The 15,247-nt window shown below is 65.2% G+C and carries 16 protein-coding genes; 9 read left to right on the plus strand and 7 right to left on the minus strand.

The features are described 5' to 3' along the window. Positions 1-65 precede the first annotated feature (65 nt). Genes ACP7BY_RS00265 through glmU form a run of 3 tightly spaced genes read right to left on the minus strand, consistent with a single transcriptional unit; the run spans position 66 to position 4,176 of the window. Positions 66-956, minus strand: a complete 891-nt coding sequence (locus tag ACP7BY_RS00265) for an ROK family protein (protein WP_137902266.1) — start codon at positions 954-956, stop codon at positions 66-68. Continuing rightward, entirely contained in the window at positions 953-2,776 is a 1,824-nt protein-coding gene (glmS, locus tag ACP7BY_RS00270) for a glutamine--fructose-6-phosphate transaminase (isomerizing) (RefSeq protein WP_137902265.1), read from the minus strand. Before glmS ends, ACP7BY_RS00265 begins: the two co-directional genes overlap by 4 nt. 29 nt (positions 2,777-2,805) lie before the next feature. Further along, the gene (glmU, locus tag ACP7BY_RS00275; protein WP_137902264.1) at positions 2,806-4,176 is read right to left on the minus strand and encodes a bifunctional UDP-N-acetylglucosamine diphosphorylase/glucosamine-1-phosphate N-acetyltransferase GlmU; all 1,371 of its coding nucleotides are present in this window, start codon (positions 4,174-4,176) and stop codon (positions 2,806-2,808) included. Between the two features lie 61 nt (positions 4,177-4,237). Between glmU and ACP7BY_RS00280 the strand changes: the two genes are divergently transcribed. Then, positions 4,238-4,912, plus strand: coding sequence for an HAD-IA family hydrolase (locus ACP7BY_RS00280; RefSeq protein WP_033964207.1), 675 nt, complete (start codon positions 4,238-4,240; stop codon positions 4,910-4,912). Here the strand turns inward: ACP7BY_RS00280 and ACP7BY_RS00285 are convergent. The 4 genes from ACP7BY_RS00285 to ACP7BY_RS00300 are packed head-to-tail and all read right to left on the minus strand — an operon-like array spanning position 4,904 to position 7,440. Then, a complete protein-coding gene (locus ACP7BY_RS00285) occupies positions 4,904-5,914 on the minus strand; it encodes a nucleotidyltransferase domain-containing protein (protein ID WP_033964209.1) in 1,011 nt (336 codons plus the stop codon). The two genes, ACP7BY_RS00280 and ACP7BY_RS00285, sit on opposite strands and share 9 nt — an antisense overlap. After that, positions 5,899-6,759, minus strand: coding sequence for an HprK-related kinase A (locus tag ACP7BY_RS00290; RefSeq protein ID WP_033964210.1), 861 nt, complete (start codon positions 6,757-6,759; stop codon positions 5,899-5,901). The genes ACP7BY_RS00285 and ACP7BY_RS00290 overlap by 16 nt, the downstream gene beginning before the upstream one ends. Then, entirely contained in the window at positions 6,756-7,043 is a 288-nt protein-coding gene (locus ACP7BY_RS00295; protein ID WP_231564978.1) for an HPr-rel-A system PqqD family peptide chaperone, read from the minus strand. The genes ACP7BY_RS00290 and ACP7BY_RS00295 overlap by 4 nt, the downstream gene beginning before the upstream one ends. A gap of 4 nt (positions 7,044-7,047) precedes the next feature. Beyond that, positions 7,048-7,440, minus strand: a complete 393-nt coding sequence (locus tag ACP7BY_RS00300) for a hypothetical protein (protein ID WP_010403104.1) — start codon at positions 7,438-7,440, stop codon at positions 7,048-7,050. Positions 7,441-7,520: 80 nt separating this feature from the next. Between ACP7BY_RS00300 and ACP7BY_RS00305 the strand changes: the two genes are divergently transcribed. The 8 genes from ACP7BY_RS00305 (at position 7,521) to ACP7BY_RS00340 (ending at position 15,170) form a co-directional block, all read left to right on the plus strand. Then, positions 7,521-8,789, plus strand: a complete 1,269-nt coding sequence (locus tag ACP7BY_RS00305; protein WP_033964212.1) for an ATP-binding protein — start codon at positions 7,521-7,523, stop codon at positions 8,787-8,789. A gap of 75 nt (positions 8,790-8,864) precedes the next feature. After that, on the plus strand, positions 8,865-9,926 hold the full coding sequence (locus ACP7BY_RS00310) for a substrate-binding domain-containing protein (protein ID WP_426287973.1): 1,062 nt from the start codon (positions 8,865-8,867) through the stop codon (positions 9,924-9,926). Between the two features lie 45 nt (positions 9,927-9,971). Then, the gene (gene pstC, locus ACP7BY_RS00315) at positions 9,972-11,342 is read left to right on the plus strand and encodes a phosphate ABC transporter permease subunit PstC (protein WP_405052997.1); all 1,371 of its coding nucleotides are present in this window, start codon (positions 9,972-9,974) and stop codon (positions 11,340-11,342) included. Further along, positions 11,335-12,624 carry a phosphate ABC transporter permease PstA gene (gene pstA / locus ACP7BY_RS00320; RefSeq protein ID WP_033964214.1) on the plus strand — a complete coding sequence of 430 codons (1,290 nt, stop codon included), beginning with the start codon at positions 11,335-11,337 and terminating at the stop codon, positions 12,622-12,624. Before pstC ends, pstA begins: the two co-directional genes overlap by 8 nt. Continuing rightward, positions 12,621-13,391 carry a phosphate ABC transporter ATP-binding protein PstB gene (gene pstB / locus ACP7BY_RS00325; protein WP_033964220.1) on the plus strand — a complete coding sequence of 257 codons (771 nt, stop codon included), beginning with the start codon at positions 12,621-12,623 and terminating at the stop codon, positions 13,389-13,391. Before pstA ends, pstB begins: the two co-directional genes overlap by 4 nt. Before the next feature lie 16 nt (positions 13,392-13,407). Beyond that, positions 13,408-14,094 (plus strand): phosphate signaling complex protein PhoU, encoded by a 687-nt coding sequence (phoU, locus tag ACP7BY_RS00330; protein WP_033964222.1) that lies wholly within the window; start codon positions 13,408-13,410, stop codon positions 14,092-14,094. A gap of 13 nt (positions 14,095-14,107) precedes the next feature. Then, positions 14,108-14,800, plus strand: coding sequence for a phosphate regulon transcriptional regulator PhoB (gene phoB / locus ACP7BY_RS00335; RefSeq protein WP_010187105.1), 693 nt, complete (start codon positions 14,108-14,110; stop codon positions 14,798-14,800). Positions 14,801-14,882: 82 nt separating this feature from the next. Continuing rightward, positions 14,883-15,170, plus strand: a complete 288-nt coding sequence (locus tag ACP7BY_RS00340; protein WP_209516045.1) for a hypothetical protein — start codon at positions 14,883-14,885, stop codon at positions 15,168-15,170. Positions 15,171-15,247 lie beyond the last annotated feature (77 nt).

Consider the following 15,247-nt stretch of genomic DNA (forward strand, 5'->3'; position numbering starts at 1 on the left):
CCTAACAGCCCGCTGCAACGACCTAAGCGGACACGGTTAAAGGCCCGTAAACGACGTTGTCGACTTCAGGCCCCAGCGAGGGCACGCGCGCCCAGTTCGATCGCGCCAAGCGGCCCGGCCATGCCGCCCAGCGCGGCGGGCACGACATAGGCGTCGATCGGCAGCAGCCCGCGCGCCGCCACATAGCCACCCAGGCTCGCTTCCAGTCGAGTGCGGATCATCGGCAGCAAATGCGGGATACCGACGATCACGCCGCCGCCCATCACAATCCGCCGCGGGATGCCGGTCAGCACCAGCGTGTGGCACAATTGCGCGAGCGTATGGGCGACGCCCTCCCATACCGGATCGTCCTCGGCCAGCGTCTCCGCGCCCACGCCGGTACGCGCGCGGATTGCGGTGCCCGAGACCAGCCCCTCGATACAATCACCGTGGAACGAGCAACTCCCGCCCCAACTATCGCCTGCCAGGCGGACCGGCCGGATGTGGCCGAGTTCAGCATGGGTCAGCCCTGCGACCGGGGCGTTGCCCAGCACCAGGCCGACGCCAACCCCGGTGCCGACGGTAATATAGGCGTGGTCGGCAACGTCCTGCGCCGCGCCCCAGCGCCCCTCCCCCAGGGCCGCCCCGTTAACGTCGCTGTCGAAACCGGTCGGCACCAGGCCAATGCTGGCGAGCCGCTTGCCGACATCGGTGTTCGACCAGCCTGGCTTGGTAGTCGCGGTAATCGAGCCGTAATCGGGCGCGGTGTGATCCAGCGAGACGGGTCCGAAACTGGCGATGCCCAGCGCATCGTAGTGCGACCAGCCACGCAGCACGTTTTCCACCGCGCCGAGCGTTTCCTCGGGCGTGGTGGTGGGGATCTGGACGCGATCACGCACATCATCGGGACCGCTGGCGAGGACGCAAATGCACTTGGTCCCGCCCAGTTCTACTCCGGCAATCAACGGCGCTGTCATTCTACGGTCACCGACTTGGCAAGATTGCGGGGCTGGTCGACATCGGTGCCCTTGGCAACCGCGACGTGATAGGCCAGCAACTGCACCGGCACGGCATAAACCAGCGGCGCGATGAGCGGGTGGACCTTGGGCATTTCGATCGTCGCGATCGTATTTTCGCCGGCCTGCGCGATGCCATCCGCATCCGAAATCAGCACCACCAGCGCGCCGCGCGCCTGTGCTTCCTGCATGTTGCTGACGGTCTTGTCGAACAACGGGCCGGAGGGTGCGAGCACGATCAGCGGCACGGTGTCGTCGATCAGGGCGATCGGCCCGTGCTTCATCTCGCCCGAGGCGTAGCCTTCGGCATGGATGTAGCTGATTTCCTTCAGCTTCAGCGCGCCTTCCAGCGCCAGCGGATAATCGGGTCCACGCCCCAGATACAACACGTCGCGCGCCGCCGCGATCTTGGGGGCCATCGCGGCGATTTCCTCGTCATGCGCGATCGCGCGGCTCATCGCCTGCGGCACTTCCTGCAAATGGCCAACGATTTCGCGCTCGGCCTCTGGCGTCAACTGCCCCTTGGCGCGGGCGAGATTGACCGCGAGCGCCGCCATGACGGCGAGCTGACAAGTGAAGGCCTTGGTCGAGGCCACGCCGATTTCCGGCCCGGCATGGGTCGGCAACAACAGATCGACTTCACGCGCCATCGAACTGGTCGGCACGTTGATGATGCCCGCCGTGGTCAGCCCCGCCGCCTTCATGTGGCGCAGCGCCGCCAGCGTATCGGCAGTCTCGCCCGATTGCGAGATGACCACGCCCAGCATGTTGGGGGTGAGCACCGGATCGCGATAGCGGAATTCGGAGGCGACATCGACTTCGACCTGGACGCGCGCGAGCTGCTCGATCCAATATTTGCCGATCATGCCGACATAAGACGCGGTGCCGCACGCGACGATCGCGACGCGCTCGACCGAGCCGAGATCGAACTCCATGTCGGGCAAAGCGACGCGCTCTTCCAGCGGTCGCAAATAGCTGCGCAGCGTCTGCGCGACCACCACCGGCTGCTCGTAAATTTCCTTGAGCATGAAGTGGCGGTGGTTGCCCTTGTCCATCAACTGGCCCGAGGCACCTGAATTGACGATCGGGCGCGTGACGGGATCATTGTTCTTGTCATAGACCTGCACCGCTTCGCGCGTGACGACCGCCCAGTCACCCTCTTCGAGATACGCGATGCGCTGGGTCAGCGGTGCGAGCGCGAGCGCGTCCGAACCGATGAAATTCTCGCCATCGCCGTAACCGACGGTGAGCGGCGCGCCGAGCCGCGCGCCGATCAAGAGATCGGGCTCGGACTTGAACATCACCCCCAGCGCGAACGCACCGTGCAGGCGCGGAAGTACATTGGCCACCGCCTCGCGTGGCTTGAACCCGCGCGACAATTCGCGGTCGATGAGGTGCGCGACGACTTCGGTGTCGGTCTGCGACTTGAACTGCCGCCCCTCGGCGATCAGTTCATCGCGCAGCGGCTTGAAATTCTCGATGATGCCGTTGTGAACCAGCACCACGTCGCCGACGATATGCGGATGGGCATTGTCGACGGTCGGCGCGCCATGCGTCGCCCAGCGGGTGTGGGCGATGCCGCTGTCGCCGGGCAGCGGATCCTTGGCCAGTTCGGCGGCGAGATTGACGAGCTTGCCGGGCGCGCGGCGGCGATCGAATTCGCCGTCGTGCACGGTGCACATGCCCGCAGAATCATAGCCGCGATATTCGAGCCGCTTGAGCCCGTCGAGCAGCCGGTCCGCGACCGCGCCCTTGCCGAGAATCCCTACGATACCGCACATAGTTTCGTCTCTCCGTTGCCCGGACCGGGCTATTTCTTGGTGGCGGCTTTCTTCGCCATCATTGCGTCGCGGAAGCGCTTGCCCCAGCCGGGCCGCGCTTCCTGCTTGCCGCGCGCGAGCGCGAGCGCGTCGGCATCGACATCGCCGGTGATCACCGACCCGGCCCCGACAATCGCGCCCGCGCCGATGGTGACCGGGGCCACCAGCGCCGAGTTAGACCCAATGAACGCGCCCGCGCCGATAACCGTTTTGTATTTGAAAAAGCCATCATAATTGCAGGTGATCGTGCCTGCGCCGATATTGACGCCGGGCCCGACCTCGGCATCGCCAAGATAGGTGAGGTGGCTGGCCTTTGCACCCACGCCGAGCACGGCCTTCTTCATTTCGACGAAATTGCCGATCTTGGAATGCTCGCCCAGCACCGCGCCGGGGCGCAACCGCGCGAACGGGCCAACCTCCGCGCCAGCGCCGATCGTCGCCCCTTCGATATGCGAGAAGGCGTGGATCACCACGTCATCGGCGACGGTGACGCCTGGGCCGAACACGACATTGGGCTCGATCACGACATCGCGGCCGAGCACGGTATCATAAGCGAACCATACGGTTTCAGGCGCGATCAGCGTTGCGCCATCGGCCATCGCCTGCGCGCGGCGCGCATTTTGCCAGGACAGTTCGACGCCCGCCAATTCCGCGCGGCTGTTGACCCCGGCGACTTCCGCCGCGCTGGTTTCGATCACCGCGGAGGCGCGGCCGTCAGCGGCGGCGAGCATGACGATATCGGGCAGATAATATTCGCCCGCAGCATTATCATTGCCGACGCGCGCCAGCAGCGCGAACAAATCGGCGCTGCGCACCGCCATCAGCCCGGAATTGCACAGGGTGACCGCGCGCTCGGCGTCGCTCGCATCCTTATATTCGACCATCTTGGCGATCACGCCCTGCTCGTCGGCGATGATCCGGCCATAAGCGGCGGGATCGGCAGGGCGGAAGCCGAGCACCACTACGGCGGGCGCATCGGGCGCGTGGAGCCGCGCGACCATCGCCCGCATCGTCGCCGAGGACACCAAAGGCACATCGCCATAAAGAACCAGCACGTCGCCTTCGAATCCGGCCAAGGCCGCTTCCGCCTGGGCAACCGCGTGGCCCGTGCCGAGTTGCTCGGCCTGCAACGCGGTGACGATGCCGAGCGGTGCGACCGCCGCCTCGACCTGCTCGCGCCCCGCGCCGGTCACGACGACGGTGCGCTGCGGATTCAACGTGGCAACGCTGCCGATCAAATGCAGCAGCATCGGATGCCCGGCGATCGGATGCAGCACTTTGTGCAGATCCGACTTCATGCGCGTGCCCTTGCCGGCGGCAAGGACGACGGCGGCGATGTTCGGTGCGGGTGTGTTAGCCATGCGGACAGCCCTGCCACGACGCTCTTGCCATTTCCAGAGCAACGCTGTCAGGCAATCGTTCATGACACAGAATTCCTTCGCCATCGTCGGTTTCGACCTCGACGGAACCTTGGTCGACAGCAGCGGCGACCTGACCGATGCCGTCAACCACACGCTTGCCTTTGCCGGGCGACCATTACTGACGGTCGAGCAGGTCAAAACGATGGTCGGCGGCGGGGCCAAGCATATGTTGAGCCAGGGACTGGAGGCGACCGGCGGCTGTACGCCGGAAACGTTCCGACCGCTCTACAAGCGGATGCTGGCTTATTATGGCGAGCACCTGTCGGTGCATACACGGCCCTTTCCGGGCGTAGTCGCGGCACTCGATCAGCTCGACGCGATGGGCGTGACGGTCGCGATCGTTACCAACAAGTTCGAAAGTCTGGCGTTGCGGCTGCTCGACGATCTCGGCCTGCGCGAACGGTTTGCGTGCGTCATCGGCGGCGACACGATGGGCCCCGGTCTGTCCAAACCCAACCGCGCCCCGATCGACGAAATGATCCGGCGCTGCGGCGGCGGGACGGCGGCGTTCGTCGGGGATTCGATTTACGACATCATGGCGGCGAGGAATGCCGAAATCCCGGGTATCGCCGTCAGCTTCGGCTTCCTGCTCCACCCGGTCGAGGAGATGGGTGCGGACGCCGTGATCGATTCGTTCGATGCACTGGTGCCGACACTGGAACGCCTGTCAACCTGACGCTGGCCCTGCCCCGCCCTTGCGCCACTTGGTCCACAAGTGCCGCGCCAGCATTGCGGGCGGCATGCGCAGCCAGTGCGAGCGGATGTAAAAGGCCATACGCGTGATCGGCCGCATCGCCCTGCCCCAGCCATCCCGCGCGGTGAGGCGGTACAGGTAAAGCCGGTCGACCGGGGTCAATCGCGCGCCCTCGCCATAGAGCGCCGCCGCCAGCCGCAGCGCCCGCGCCACTTCGTGCGACAGACCATGCTGCGCCGCCCGCCCGGCGAGGCCATCGGCACCAAACTCGGCCACCAGGCAGTGCACGTCCCACAGATTGCGCATACCGCCTGCCAGATCGCCATCGGCGAACAGATGTGCGGCCGCATGGACCAGCATATCATTGGGCGACAGCGCCCATAGGCCAGGCTTCAGCTCCACCGCATCCGCCAACAGCGCGCCTGCATCCGGGGTAATCCGCGCGGTCAGCGGCAGGATGGTGTGGTGGACGTCGATCATCCGGTCACGGTCACGGTGGATGAGCGGGGGCAGTTCGTGCATCCATTGCCGGTAATACGCATCGTCATAGGGATCGGGCTTTACCCATTCCCAGCCGGCCTCCAGCAGCGCCGCCTCGACCGCATCGAGCGCCGCGCGCGGCACGAGGATGTCGAGATCGCCGATCGAGCGCCCCCGCCCCGCTTGCAAGCCCGCCGCGACGAAGGCTGTGCCCTTGAGCAACACCATGCGCACCCCGAGCGGGGCCAGCACACGCCGCGCCACTTCCGCCTCCCACAGGGCCGCCACCCGCCCCTGTTCGGCGGAGGCGCGCGCGTCGGCGAGGATGCGTGCGACCGATGGCGGCACGTCTATGCCATTAAGCCGCCACGCCAGCGTCCCGATCATTTGTTCCGCGCGGCCAATGGCGAGCAAGGCGGTCCACTCATCCGCACCCAGCGCCACCGTGCCGCCCGGATCGCGGAGCGCCTGCGCGAGCAACCAGCCGTCTAGCGCGCGGCCCATGCCGCCTCCACCAGCGCGATCGCGCTGTCGGTATCGGGATAATCGATCGCGCGCGCGGGAACGCCCTGCACCAGCGCGGTCAGCGCATCGAAACCGCGCTCGCCCATCGCGACATAATTGGTCGAGGCCTGGGTAAGACGTACGAACACTTCACTTTGCGCCACATCGCGCGTGGCCGAGTCGTAGCCGAAACTCGGGAACAGGATCAGCGCAGGTCTGGCCGGAGCATCCATCGCCGCCAGCGCCGCCGCATCGGGGACAAGATGGCGGATGGTCCCCTTGGGCGTGCCCTCCAGCATCGGCCCGAGCCGATCGGCCGGGACTTCGGCAGCGACGGTCGCGACGCTGGCGTTCTTGAGGCTGACCAGCCGGGGAAAGGCGTGCAGCAAGCCAGTCGCGGGATCGAGCAAGGCGAACTCGTCGCCCATCAAGCGCCAGCCGCGTAGCGATAGCAACGCCGCCAATGTCGATTTGCCAGCGCCCGACACGCCGGTGAGGACCAGCGCCTTCCCGTCGCGTTCCACCACGGCGGCGTGCAACAGCAAAAAATGGCGCTGGCCCAGCGCCATCTGCAAATTCATCCCCATTTCGGCCGCGAGCAGCCCCTGCGCGAGCGGAAGCGGGGCCGCCTCGGGCAGGATATAATCCCCGCCGATCATCACCGCCGGCCGCACGACTCGCCGCCACGGCCGCGCCGCGAACAGGCGCACGGTGAAATCGGGCACGCCGTCCTCAGGCTTGGGATAAGCGGCATAGAGCGTTTCGAGCTGCGCGATGGGCGCGCGCCAGTCCGAGCCGATGCGAAAGCCGATCGGGCCAATCCGCACCTGGAACACATGCCTCATGCGACCGCGACCAGACCGGTTGCCACGAGTTCTTCCAGCCGCGCGTCCAGGGAACCCTCCTCGGCATCGCCCAGCACATAATCGACCGACAACCGCGCCATCAGATCAGCGCGGGTCATCCCCGCCTCGCCCAATGCCGCGAGGATTTCCGGCACGGGCGACGTCACCAAATGCGTGATGCCCGACGCGCGGTGGAAAACCGCAGTGAAGCTGTCCAGGTGCACGATCTTCAGCGTTTCCGGCCGCGCCATGCGATACACGATATCGCCGCGGGAATCGTTCACGGCGTCAGCCGCGCGGCATTTGCAGCGATGCGAAGCAGGTGAAACCGCTCGTCCCCGATTGCAGCCGCCGGATGTAATTGGTGTAAGCGCGGCTCTGCTCGTAATTGGTCCCGGGCAATTGCCCCCCCGCCAGCGCGGTCTTGACCTCTTCGCCCTTGAACGGCCGCCCCGGCGGCGCGAACGCACCACGCGTGCCAGCAGGCACCACCGTCCCGTCCGCGGCGATATAGCTGCCCGCGCGCCCTGAATCCGGCACCGGAATTTCACAGGTCGAAATCGACGCCGCTGTCGACGCCAGGGCCGGGCGGATCGACACCACCGCCGCCGCGCCGACCGCGCCAAGCATCAGCGCCCGACGGCGCGTCGTGTTCGGAAGTTCAGGCGTATCGTCGTTCATTGCACTAGCCCTTTCACATTCGCAAAACGCTGGCAAGCAAGGCTATCGGGGTTAACGATCTTTAGGCTAAGGCGCAGTGCATGCTCCAAGGTTTCGGCTCTCGAACAATCACGGCCATCGCCATCGTCGTCGTGGCGGCGATCGCGGTGTTTTTGCTCGACTGGGATCTGCAGCCCGCCATCATCACCCTGGTCGGCGGCATCGCGGCCGCGTTGGCGGCAACGGGCACGGGCGACGGCCCGATCGAAATGCTACGCCCCGTCGAAAGCGTCCGCCAGCCCAGCCCGCCCGACGTGCAGGACGTGATTCAGGCGATCGTGCACCCCGTCCTGATCGTGGCGGACGGACGCGTCACCCATGCCAATGCGGTCGCCCTGGCGCTGCTCGGCAAGCATATCGTGGGCGAGGATGTGCGCGTCGCCATCCGCCACCCCGGTGCCGCCGAACGCCTGGCCAGCCCGACCACCGGCGTTCCGCAAGGGCCGATCAATCTGGTCGGGCTGGGCACGAAGGACCAGCACTGGGAAATGCACGTCGCGCGCGCCAGCGGTGGGCAGCGGATTGTCCAACTGGTCGACCAGACCGGCAATTATGCAGCGGAGCGGATGCGCGTCGATTTCGTCGCCAATGCCAGCCATGAGTTGCGGACGCCACTCGCGTCGATCCTCGGTTATATCGAGACGCTGGGGGACGACAAAGCCGGCGAGGATGCGCAGGTCCGGGGCCGCTTCCTCAAGATCATGTTTGACGAAGCGCGCCGCATGCAGCGCCTGGTCGAGGATCTCATTTCGCTCAGCCGAATCGAGGCCGAGAAATATCGCTTGCCAGATCGGGCGGTCGATCTCGGCGCGTTGATCAGCGAGGTTCGCTCCGAACTGCTGGACGCGCAGGACAAGCGCAGCGGTGACATTGTAACCGATATCGATCTTGGCGTCCCGCCGGTCGCGGGCGACCGCGCCCAATTGAGCCAGGTGCTCCACAATCTCATCGGCAACGCCATGAAATATGGGCGACCGGGGTCGCCGATCACCATCAAATTGTGGCGCGATGCGGCGGGCACGGTGCGGATCAGCGTCGCCGACGAAGGCGACGGGATCGCGCCCGAGCATCTTCCGCGCCTGACCGAACGGTTCTACCGCGTCGATCCGGGCCGCAGCCGTGCGGCGGGCGGAACCGGACTTGGCCTGGCGATCGTCAAACATATTATCGAGCGCCATCGCGGTCGCTTCGACGTCACAAGTCTGTTGGGCAAGGGTACGACGGTCACCGTCATGCTGCCCGCCCACGTCCAGACATATCAAGCCACCCCCGCAAGTTCGGATCCGAATGCCGCTGTCATTAAACGGTAACGTCAATGTCACACAGGCAGCAGGTCGTCGTGGTAGCCCGAGTCCGGGGCCGTCCAGTGCCCGAGGGGAGATTCCATGATCAGGAAATGTGCGATACTCGCTCTTGCCACGAGTGCGGCAGCGCTGACACTCACCGGCTGTCAGGATCAGGCGAATGGCGGCGGCGCGGGCTCGCGCGACCACATCACGGTCGTCGGGTCATCGACGGTCTTTCCGTTTACGACGATTGTCGCCGAGCAATTCGTCAACAAGACCCCCGGCACCAAATCTCCCGCGATCGAGTCGACCGGTACGGGTGCAGGCATGAAGCTGTTTTGCGCCGGGATCGGGGCTGCACATCCTGATATCGAGGATGCTTCGCGCCGGATGAAGGCCACTGAATACAACACGTGTAAGGACAATGGCGTCAGCGACATTATCGAGGCGCAGATCGGCCTCGACGGCATCGCCTTCGCCGAATCGAAAGGCGGCCCCAAGCTGCAATTGACGGCGGTCGATATCTATAAAGCGCTCGCCGCATCGCCGATGGGCCAAAAGAACACGGCCAAGACGTGGAAGGACGTCAATCCTTCGCTGCCCGCAGTGCCGATCCAGGTCTATGGGCCGCCCTCGACCAGCGGCACCCGCGACGCGCTGGCCGAACTGATCCTCGCCAAGGGCTGCGACGCGATCAACCCGACGCTGGCCGACCATAAGGACAAAGACCCGGCGGCTTATGCCAAGGGCTGTACCGCGATCCGGGAGGACGGTGCCTATGTCGACGCTGGCGAGAATGACAATCTGATCGTGCAGAAACTGCAATCGAACCCGAATGCGATCGGTATCTTCGGCTATTCCTATCTCGAAGAGAATAAGGACAAGCTGAACGGCGTGCCGATCAACGGGGTCGAGCCGACCTATGAGACGATCGCGCGCGGGGCCTATCCGGGATCGCGTCCATTGTTCCTCTACGTCAAAAAAGCCCATCTCAGCGCGATCAAGGGCCTGCGCGACTTTCTCGCGCTGTATGCCGCTTCGTGGGACCCCAAGGGTTCGCTTGTCGCCAAAGGCCTGATCGCAGCCCCCGATGACGTGCGCAAGCGCAGCGCGCAGATCCTGAAGGAAGAGATCCTGCTCGACCCCAAGAAGCTGCTCTAGTCCAAGTCCAACACTCTTATTCGAAGTCGAACCCTCGCTTTGTCCATGCTCGCTCTTTTCCTGGTCATCGCCGGGCTCGGCCTGATCGGCTGGCTGACGGCGCGGTTGCGCGCCGTCAGCTTTCGCCGTGGCAGTACCGCGCGGTTCAGCTCGCTGCCCTCGCACTTCGGCGGCTATGTCGCCTTGTGGACGGTGATCCCCGCTGCCCTGTTTCTCTGTGTCTGGTCGGCGACCTCACCGGCCTTGGTGACCGACCGCGTGTTGCGCGACCCCGCCGCGGCACAATTGCCCCCGCCGGGGTTCAACCGCGCAGCCATCCTGTCGGAGGCGCGCAGTCTCGCTTCGGGCAACAGCTTCGGGGCGTTCAATCCCCTGTCCAAGCAACTCGCGCCCGCTTATGCGGCCGCGCAGACCCGCAATGACTGGATCGGTGCGGCCGTTGCACTGTTGCTGAGCTTTGCGACCGGCGGCTTCGCCTATACCCGCGTCCGCCCCGATTTCCGCGCCCGCACCAAGATCGAACGGGTGATGATGGCCGGGCTGCTCGCGGCTTCACTGATCGCAACCCTCACCACGATCGGCATCGTCGCGTCGCTGCTGTTCGAATCCTGGCGCTTTTTCAATATCGTGCCGATTGGCGATTTTCTGTTCGGGACGCATTGGAGCCCGCAAGTGATCGATCCCGCCGCCCCAGGCAAAACGCTGGGCGCGGTGCCGCTGTTCTGGGGAACGTTTTTCATCGGCGCGGTGATCGCCATGCTGGTGGCGATACCGTTCGGGCTGATGAGCGCGGTGTACCTCACCCAATATGCGACGCCCGCCGCGCGTCGCTGGATGAAGCCGATCCTGGAGGTGCTCGCGGGCGTTCCGACCGTTGTCTACGGCTATTTCGCGGCGTTGACGGTCGCCCCGGCGGTGCGCGATTTCGCGGTATCAATCGGGATCACCTGGGCCAGTTCGGAAAGCGCGCTCGCCGCCGGGCTGGTGATGGGGGTGATGATCATCCCGTTCGTCTCGTCGATGGCCGACGATTCGCTCGCCGCCGTGCCCGATGCGATGCGCGACGGCAGTCTGGCGATGGGTGCGACGACGTCTGAAACCATCCAGCGGGTATTGCTTCCGGCAGCGTTGCCGGGCGTGGTTGGCGGCGTGCTGCTCGCGGTGAGCCGCGCGGTCGGCGAGACGATGATCGTGGTGATGGCTGCATCGGGCGTTGCCACGCTGACGCTCAATCCGTTTGCCAGCGCCACCACCGTCACCAAGCAGATCGTCGACCTGCTCACCGGCGAGGCCGAGTTCGACAGCCCGAAGACGCTCGCCGCCTTTGCGCTCGGGCTGACGCTGTTCGTCATTACCTTGCTCCTCAACATCGTCGCGCTGACGGTCGTTAAACGGTATCGCGAAGCTTATGAGTGACAGTCCCGTCGCCCAACCCACAAACCCCGCCCGCGACCGCGAGCCGACCGATTGGCGTGCCCCCGCCATGCAACGGCGTATCCGCCGACGATATGGTGCGGAGCAACGCTTTCGGTTGCTCGGCCTCGCTGCGGTAATCCTCTCGGCCGGGTTTCTTGCGGTACTGCTCGTCACCATGGTGATGAACGGTGCGAGCGGCTTCCTGCAAACGCGGATCGCGCTCCCGATCGATTTCCCACGCGCCGGGCTGATGCTCGACCCAAACCGCCTGCACGGTCCGGGTGCCGACCTGGCGCTGGCCGGTGCCGGAATCGAACGCGCGACCGACGACGCCGCAATCGCCGCTTTCGGCAAGAACGGCGACCAGTGGCTATCGGACGGTGCCTGGCTCAGCGTCCGTGAGGCGGTGAAGCGCGACCCCGCCATCCTCCGTGGGCGCAGCATCATTTGGGTGCCGGCCGCCGACACGATCGACGTCGCCGCCAAGCGCCAGGGCGATCCCGCCGCCGAGGCGATCGTCGCGACGTTGCAGGCACGCGGCGCGATTTCGACCGGGTTCAACCTGCCCTTCCTGACCGCCTCCGATTCCAACGACCCGACCCGCGCCGGGATCTGGGGCGCGTTCAAGGGATCGCTGTTCACGATGTTGGTGACGTTGCTGATCGCGTTTCCGATCGGCGTTCTTTCCGCGCTCTATCTCGAAGAATACGCCCCGCGGAACCGCTGGACCGATTTGATCGAGGTATCGATCAACAACCTCGCGGCGGTCCCTTCGATCATCTTCGGGCTGCTCGGGCTGGCGGTGTTTCTCGGCACCTTCGGCATGCCGCGCTCGGCATCGATCGTCGGCGGATTGACGCTGGCGCTGATGACGATGCCGGTGATCGTCATCGCCGGGCGGAATGCGATAAAGGCGGTGCCGCCGTCGATCCGAGATGCTGCGCTGGGCGTCGGCGCAAGCCCGATCCAGGTGGTGTTCCACCATGTCCTGCCCCTTGCGCTGCCCGGCATCCTGACCGGCACGATCATCGGCATGGCGCGCGCACTCGGCGAAACCGCCCCGCTGCTGATGATCGGGATGCGCGCGTTCATCGCCTCGCCCCCGGCGCGGCTGACCGATCCGGCAACCGTGCTGCCGGTGCAGATCTTCCTCTGGTCCGATCAGATCGACCGCGGTTTCGTTGAGAAAACCAGCGCGGCGATCATCGTGCTGCTCGTCTTCCTGCTCGCGATGAATGGCTTCGCGATCTACCTCCGTAACAAATTCGAGACCCGCTGGTGAGCATTCCCAATCAACCGAAAATCTCCGCGCAGCACGTCAACGTGTGGTATGGCGCGAAACAGGCCATTGCCGACGTTTCGCTCACCTTCGGGCAGGACTATGTCACCTCGCTGATTGGCCCGTCCGGCTGCGGCAAATCGACCTTCCTCCGCACGCTCAATCGCATGAACGACACGATCGCCGGGGCGAAGGTCGAAGGGGATATCACCCTCGACGGCGAGAACATCTACTCGCCGGAAATGGACGTGGTGCAACTCCGCGCCCGTGTCGGCATGGTATTTCAGAAACCCAATCCCTTCCCCAAATCGATCTTTGAAAACGTCGCCTACGGCCCGCGCATTCACGGGCTTGCCGCCAACAAGCCGCAACTCGCCGAGATCGTCGAGAAGTCGCTGCGCCGCGCGGGGCTGTGGGAGGAAGTGAAAGATCGCCTGACCGAAAGCGGTACCGCTCTGTCGGGCGGCCAGCAGCAGCGCTTGTGCATCGCGCGCGCGATCGCGGTCGACCCCGAAGTCATCTTGATGGACGAGCCCTGCTCAGCACTCGACCCGATCGCTACCGCCAAGATCGAGGAACTGATCCACGAGCTCAAGGGCCGCTATGCCATCGTGATCGTGACGCATAACATGCAACAGGCGGCGCGCGTGTCGCAGCGCACCGCCTTTTTCCACCTCGGCACGCTCGTCGAATATGGCGCAACCTCGGACATCTTCACCAATCCTCGGCAGGAGCGCACCAAGGATTATATCACCGGCCGCTACGGCTGAACGCAGGACCACGCCCTTGAACGACCATACGGTAAAAGCTTTCGACGAAGATATCGGCCAGTTGCGCGGGCTGATCGCGCAAATGGGCGGGCTGGCGGAGCATGCCATCGCGGCCGCGATGGAAGCACTCCGTCGTCACGATCTGGAAGGCGCGCGTGAGATTGTCGCGGGCGACAAGCGTATCGACGCGCTGCAGATGGAAGTCGAACAGCTCGCGGTGCGGATCATCGCGTTGCGCGCGCCGCTGGCCGATGATCTGCGTGAAGTCGTCGCCGCATTGAAGATCGCAGGCGTGGTCGAACGCATCGGCGATTATGCCAAGAACATCGCCAAGCGCGTTCCCATGATCGAAAGCCACGGCGAGATCGAGCCACTCTCGGTGTTGCCCGCCATGTCCGCGCTGGCGGTGCAGATGGTGCATGATGCGCTCGACGCCTTTGCCGCGCGCGATGCCGAAGCGGCCGTCGAAGTGTGCGATCGCGACCGGCAGGTCGACGATTTCTACAACAGTCTGTTCCGCGTGCTGGTCACGCACATGATGGAAAACCCCAAGACGATCGGTCAGGTCGCGCAATTGCTGTTCATCGCCAAGAATCTCGAACGTGTCGGCGACCATGCCACCAACATTGCCGAGATGATCTATTTCGCCGCAACCGGCACGCACATGGCCGAACGCGACCGCGGCGACATTCCTACCTCGTGACGGAGTAAACGACATGGCCCGGGCCAAAATGTTGCTGGTGGAAGACGATGCGGCGCTCGCCGAGCTGCTGATCTGGCACTTCAAGCGCGAGGATTTCGAAATCGCGCAGACCCCCGATGGCGAGGAAGCGCTGCTGCTCGCCAAGGAGAATACCCCCGACATCGTGCTGCTCGACTGGATGGTCGAGGGGCTGTCGGGCATCGAGGTCTGCCGTCGCCTACGGCGCATGCCCGAGACGGCGAACGTGCCGATCATCATGCTGACGGCACGCGGCGAGGAAGAAGACCGGGTGCGCGGGCTGGAGACGGGCGCGGACGATTATGTCACTAAGCCCTTCTCCCCGCGCGAACTGGTCGCGCGCGTCGGCGCGGTGCTGCGGCGCGTGCGCCCGGCACTGGCGGGCGAGCAACTGACCTATTCCGACATCGAGATGGACACGGTCGGCCACAAGGTGCGCCGTTCGGGCGAGGTCATTCCGCTCGGCCCAACCGAATTCCGCCTGCTCAAGCATTTCCTCGAACATCCCGGCTGGGTGTTCTCGCGTGAGCGCTTGCTCGATGCGGTATGGGGCCATGACAGCGACATCGAAAGCCGCACGGTCGACGTCCACATCCGCCGCCTGCGGAAAGCGATCAATCGCGGCGACCGTCCCGACATCATCCGCACCGTACGCTCGGCGGGCTACGCGCTCGATTCGGGAGCGTAAAGAAAATCGGGAGCCATGCGGGGAAATGTGCGTTGGACCGGACGAGCAGCACAGATTGCTGCCCGTTTGCAGGAGACCCCGCATGAAGCTCATGATGTTCGCGGCGCTCGCCGCCGCCGTCGCGACGCCGACTTTGGCCCAGACCGCCCCCGCAGCGCCCGACGCGGCAATGGCCCAGCCCGCGCCCACCCCACCGGCACCGCCGCCCCCGCCGCCCGCTGAACCCGCTCCAGCGCCTTCCGCTGCGGCCCCGGCACCTGCCGCCCCCGAAAGCTATCCGTGGTGCTCGCGCACAGTCACCGACGGGTGCCGCGAACACTCCAACGCAGCCGGCGCGCGCCTGCACTCCACGCCGCGGCCAAAACGCTAAATTGAAATGACGGAAAGGTAGGCAGAAGGTCTGCCTCCTTTTCCCTTACGGCCGACGTGCGGAGCACCCGCACGTCG

Origin of the sequence: Sphingomonas sp. PSPC2-2 (genome assembly GCF_049897725.1) — a bacterium.
Lineage (GTDB): Bacteria > Pseudomonadota > Alphaproteobacteria > Sphingomonadales > Sphingomonadaceae > Sphingomonas.

Bases quoted from the DNA above. Each gene is read 5' to 3' on its own strand.
- ACP7BY_RS00265 (WP_137902266.1), bottom strand. From the start codon at position 956: ATGACAGCGCCGTTGATTGCCGGAGTAGAACTGGGCGGGACCAAGTGC.
- glmS (WP_137902265.1), bottom strand. From the start codon at position 2,776: ATGTGCGGTATCGTAGGGATTCTCGGCAAGGGCGCGGTCGCGGACCGG.
- glmU (WP_137902264.1), bottom strand. From the start codon at position 4,176: ATGGCTAACACACCCGCACCGAACATCGCCGCCGTCGTCCTTGCCGCC.
- ACP7BY_RS00280 (WP_033964207.1), top strand. From the start codon at position 4,238: ATGACACAGAATTCCTTCGCCATCGTCGGTTTCGACCTCGACGGAACC.
- ACP7BY_RS00285 (WP_033964209.1), bottom strand. From the start codon at position 5,914: ATGGGCCGCGCGCTAGACGGCTGGTTGCTCGCGCAGGCGCTCCGCGAT.
- ACP7BY_RS00290 (WP_033964210.1), bottom strand. From the start codon at position 6,759: ATGAGGCATGTGTTCCAGGTGCGGATTGGCCCGATCGGCTTTCGCATC.
- ACP7BY_RS00300 (WP_010403104.1), bottom strand. From the start codon at position 7,440: ATGAACGACGATACGCCTGAACTTCCGAACACGACGCGCCGTCGGGCG.
- ACP7BY_RS00305 (WP_033964212.1), top strand. From the start codon at position 7,521: ATGCTCCAAGGTTTCGGCTCTCGAACAATCACGGCCATCGCCATCGTC.
- ACP7BY_RS00310 (WP_426287973.1), top strand. From the start codon at position 8,865: ATGATCAGGAAATGTGCGATACTCGCTCTTGCCACGAGTGCGGCAGCG.
- pstC (WP_405052997.1), top strand. From the start codon at position 9,972: ATGCTCGCTCTTTTCCTGGTCATCGCCGGGCTCGGCCTGATCGGCTGG.
- pstA (WP_033964214.1), top strand. From the start codon at position 11,335: ATGAGTGACAGTCCCGTCGCCCAACCCACAAACCCCGCCCGCGACCGC.
- phoB (WP_010187105.1), top strand. From the start codon at position 14,108: ATGGCCCGGGCCAAAATGTTGCTGGTGGAAGACGATGCGGCGCTCGCC.
- ACP7BY_RS00340 (WP_209516045.1), top strand. From the start codon at position 14,883: ATGAAGCTCATGATGTTCGCGGCGCTCGCCGCCGCCGTCGCGACGCCG.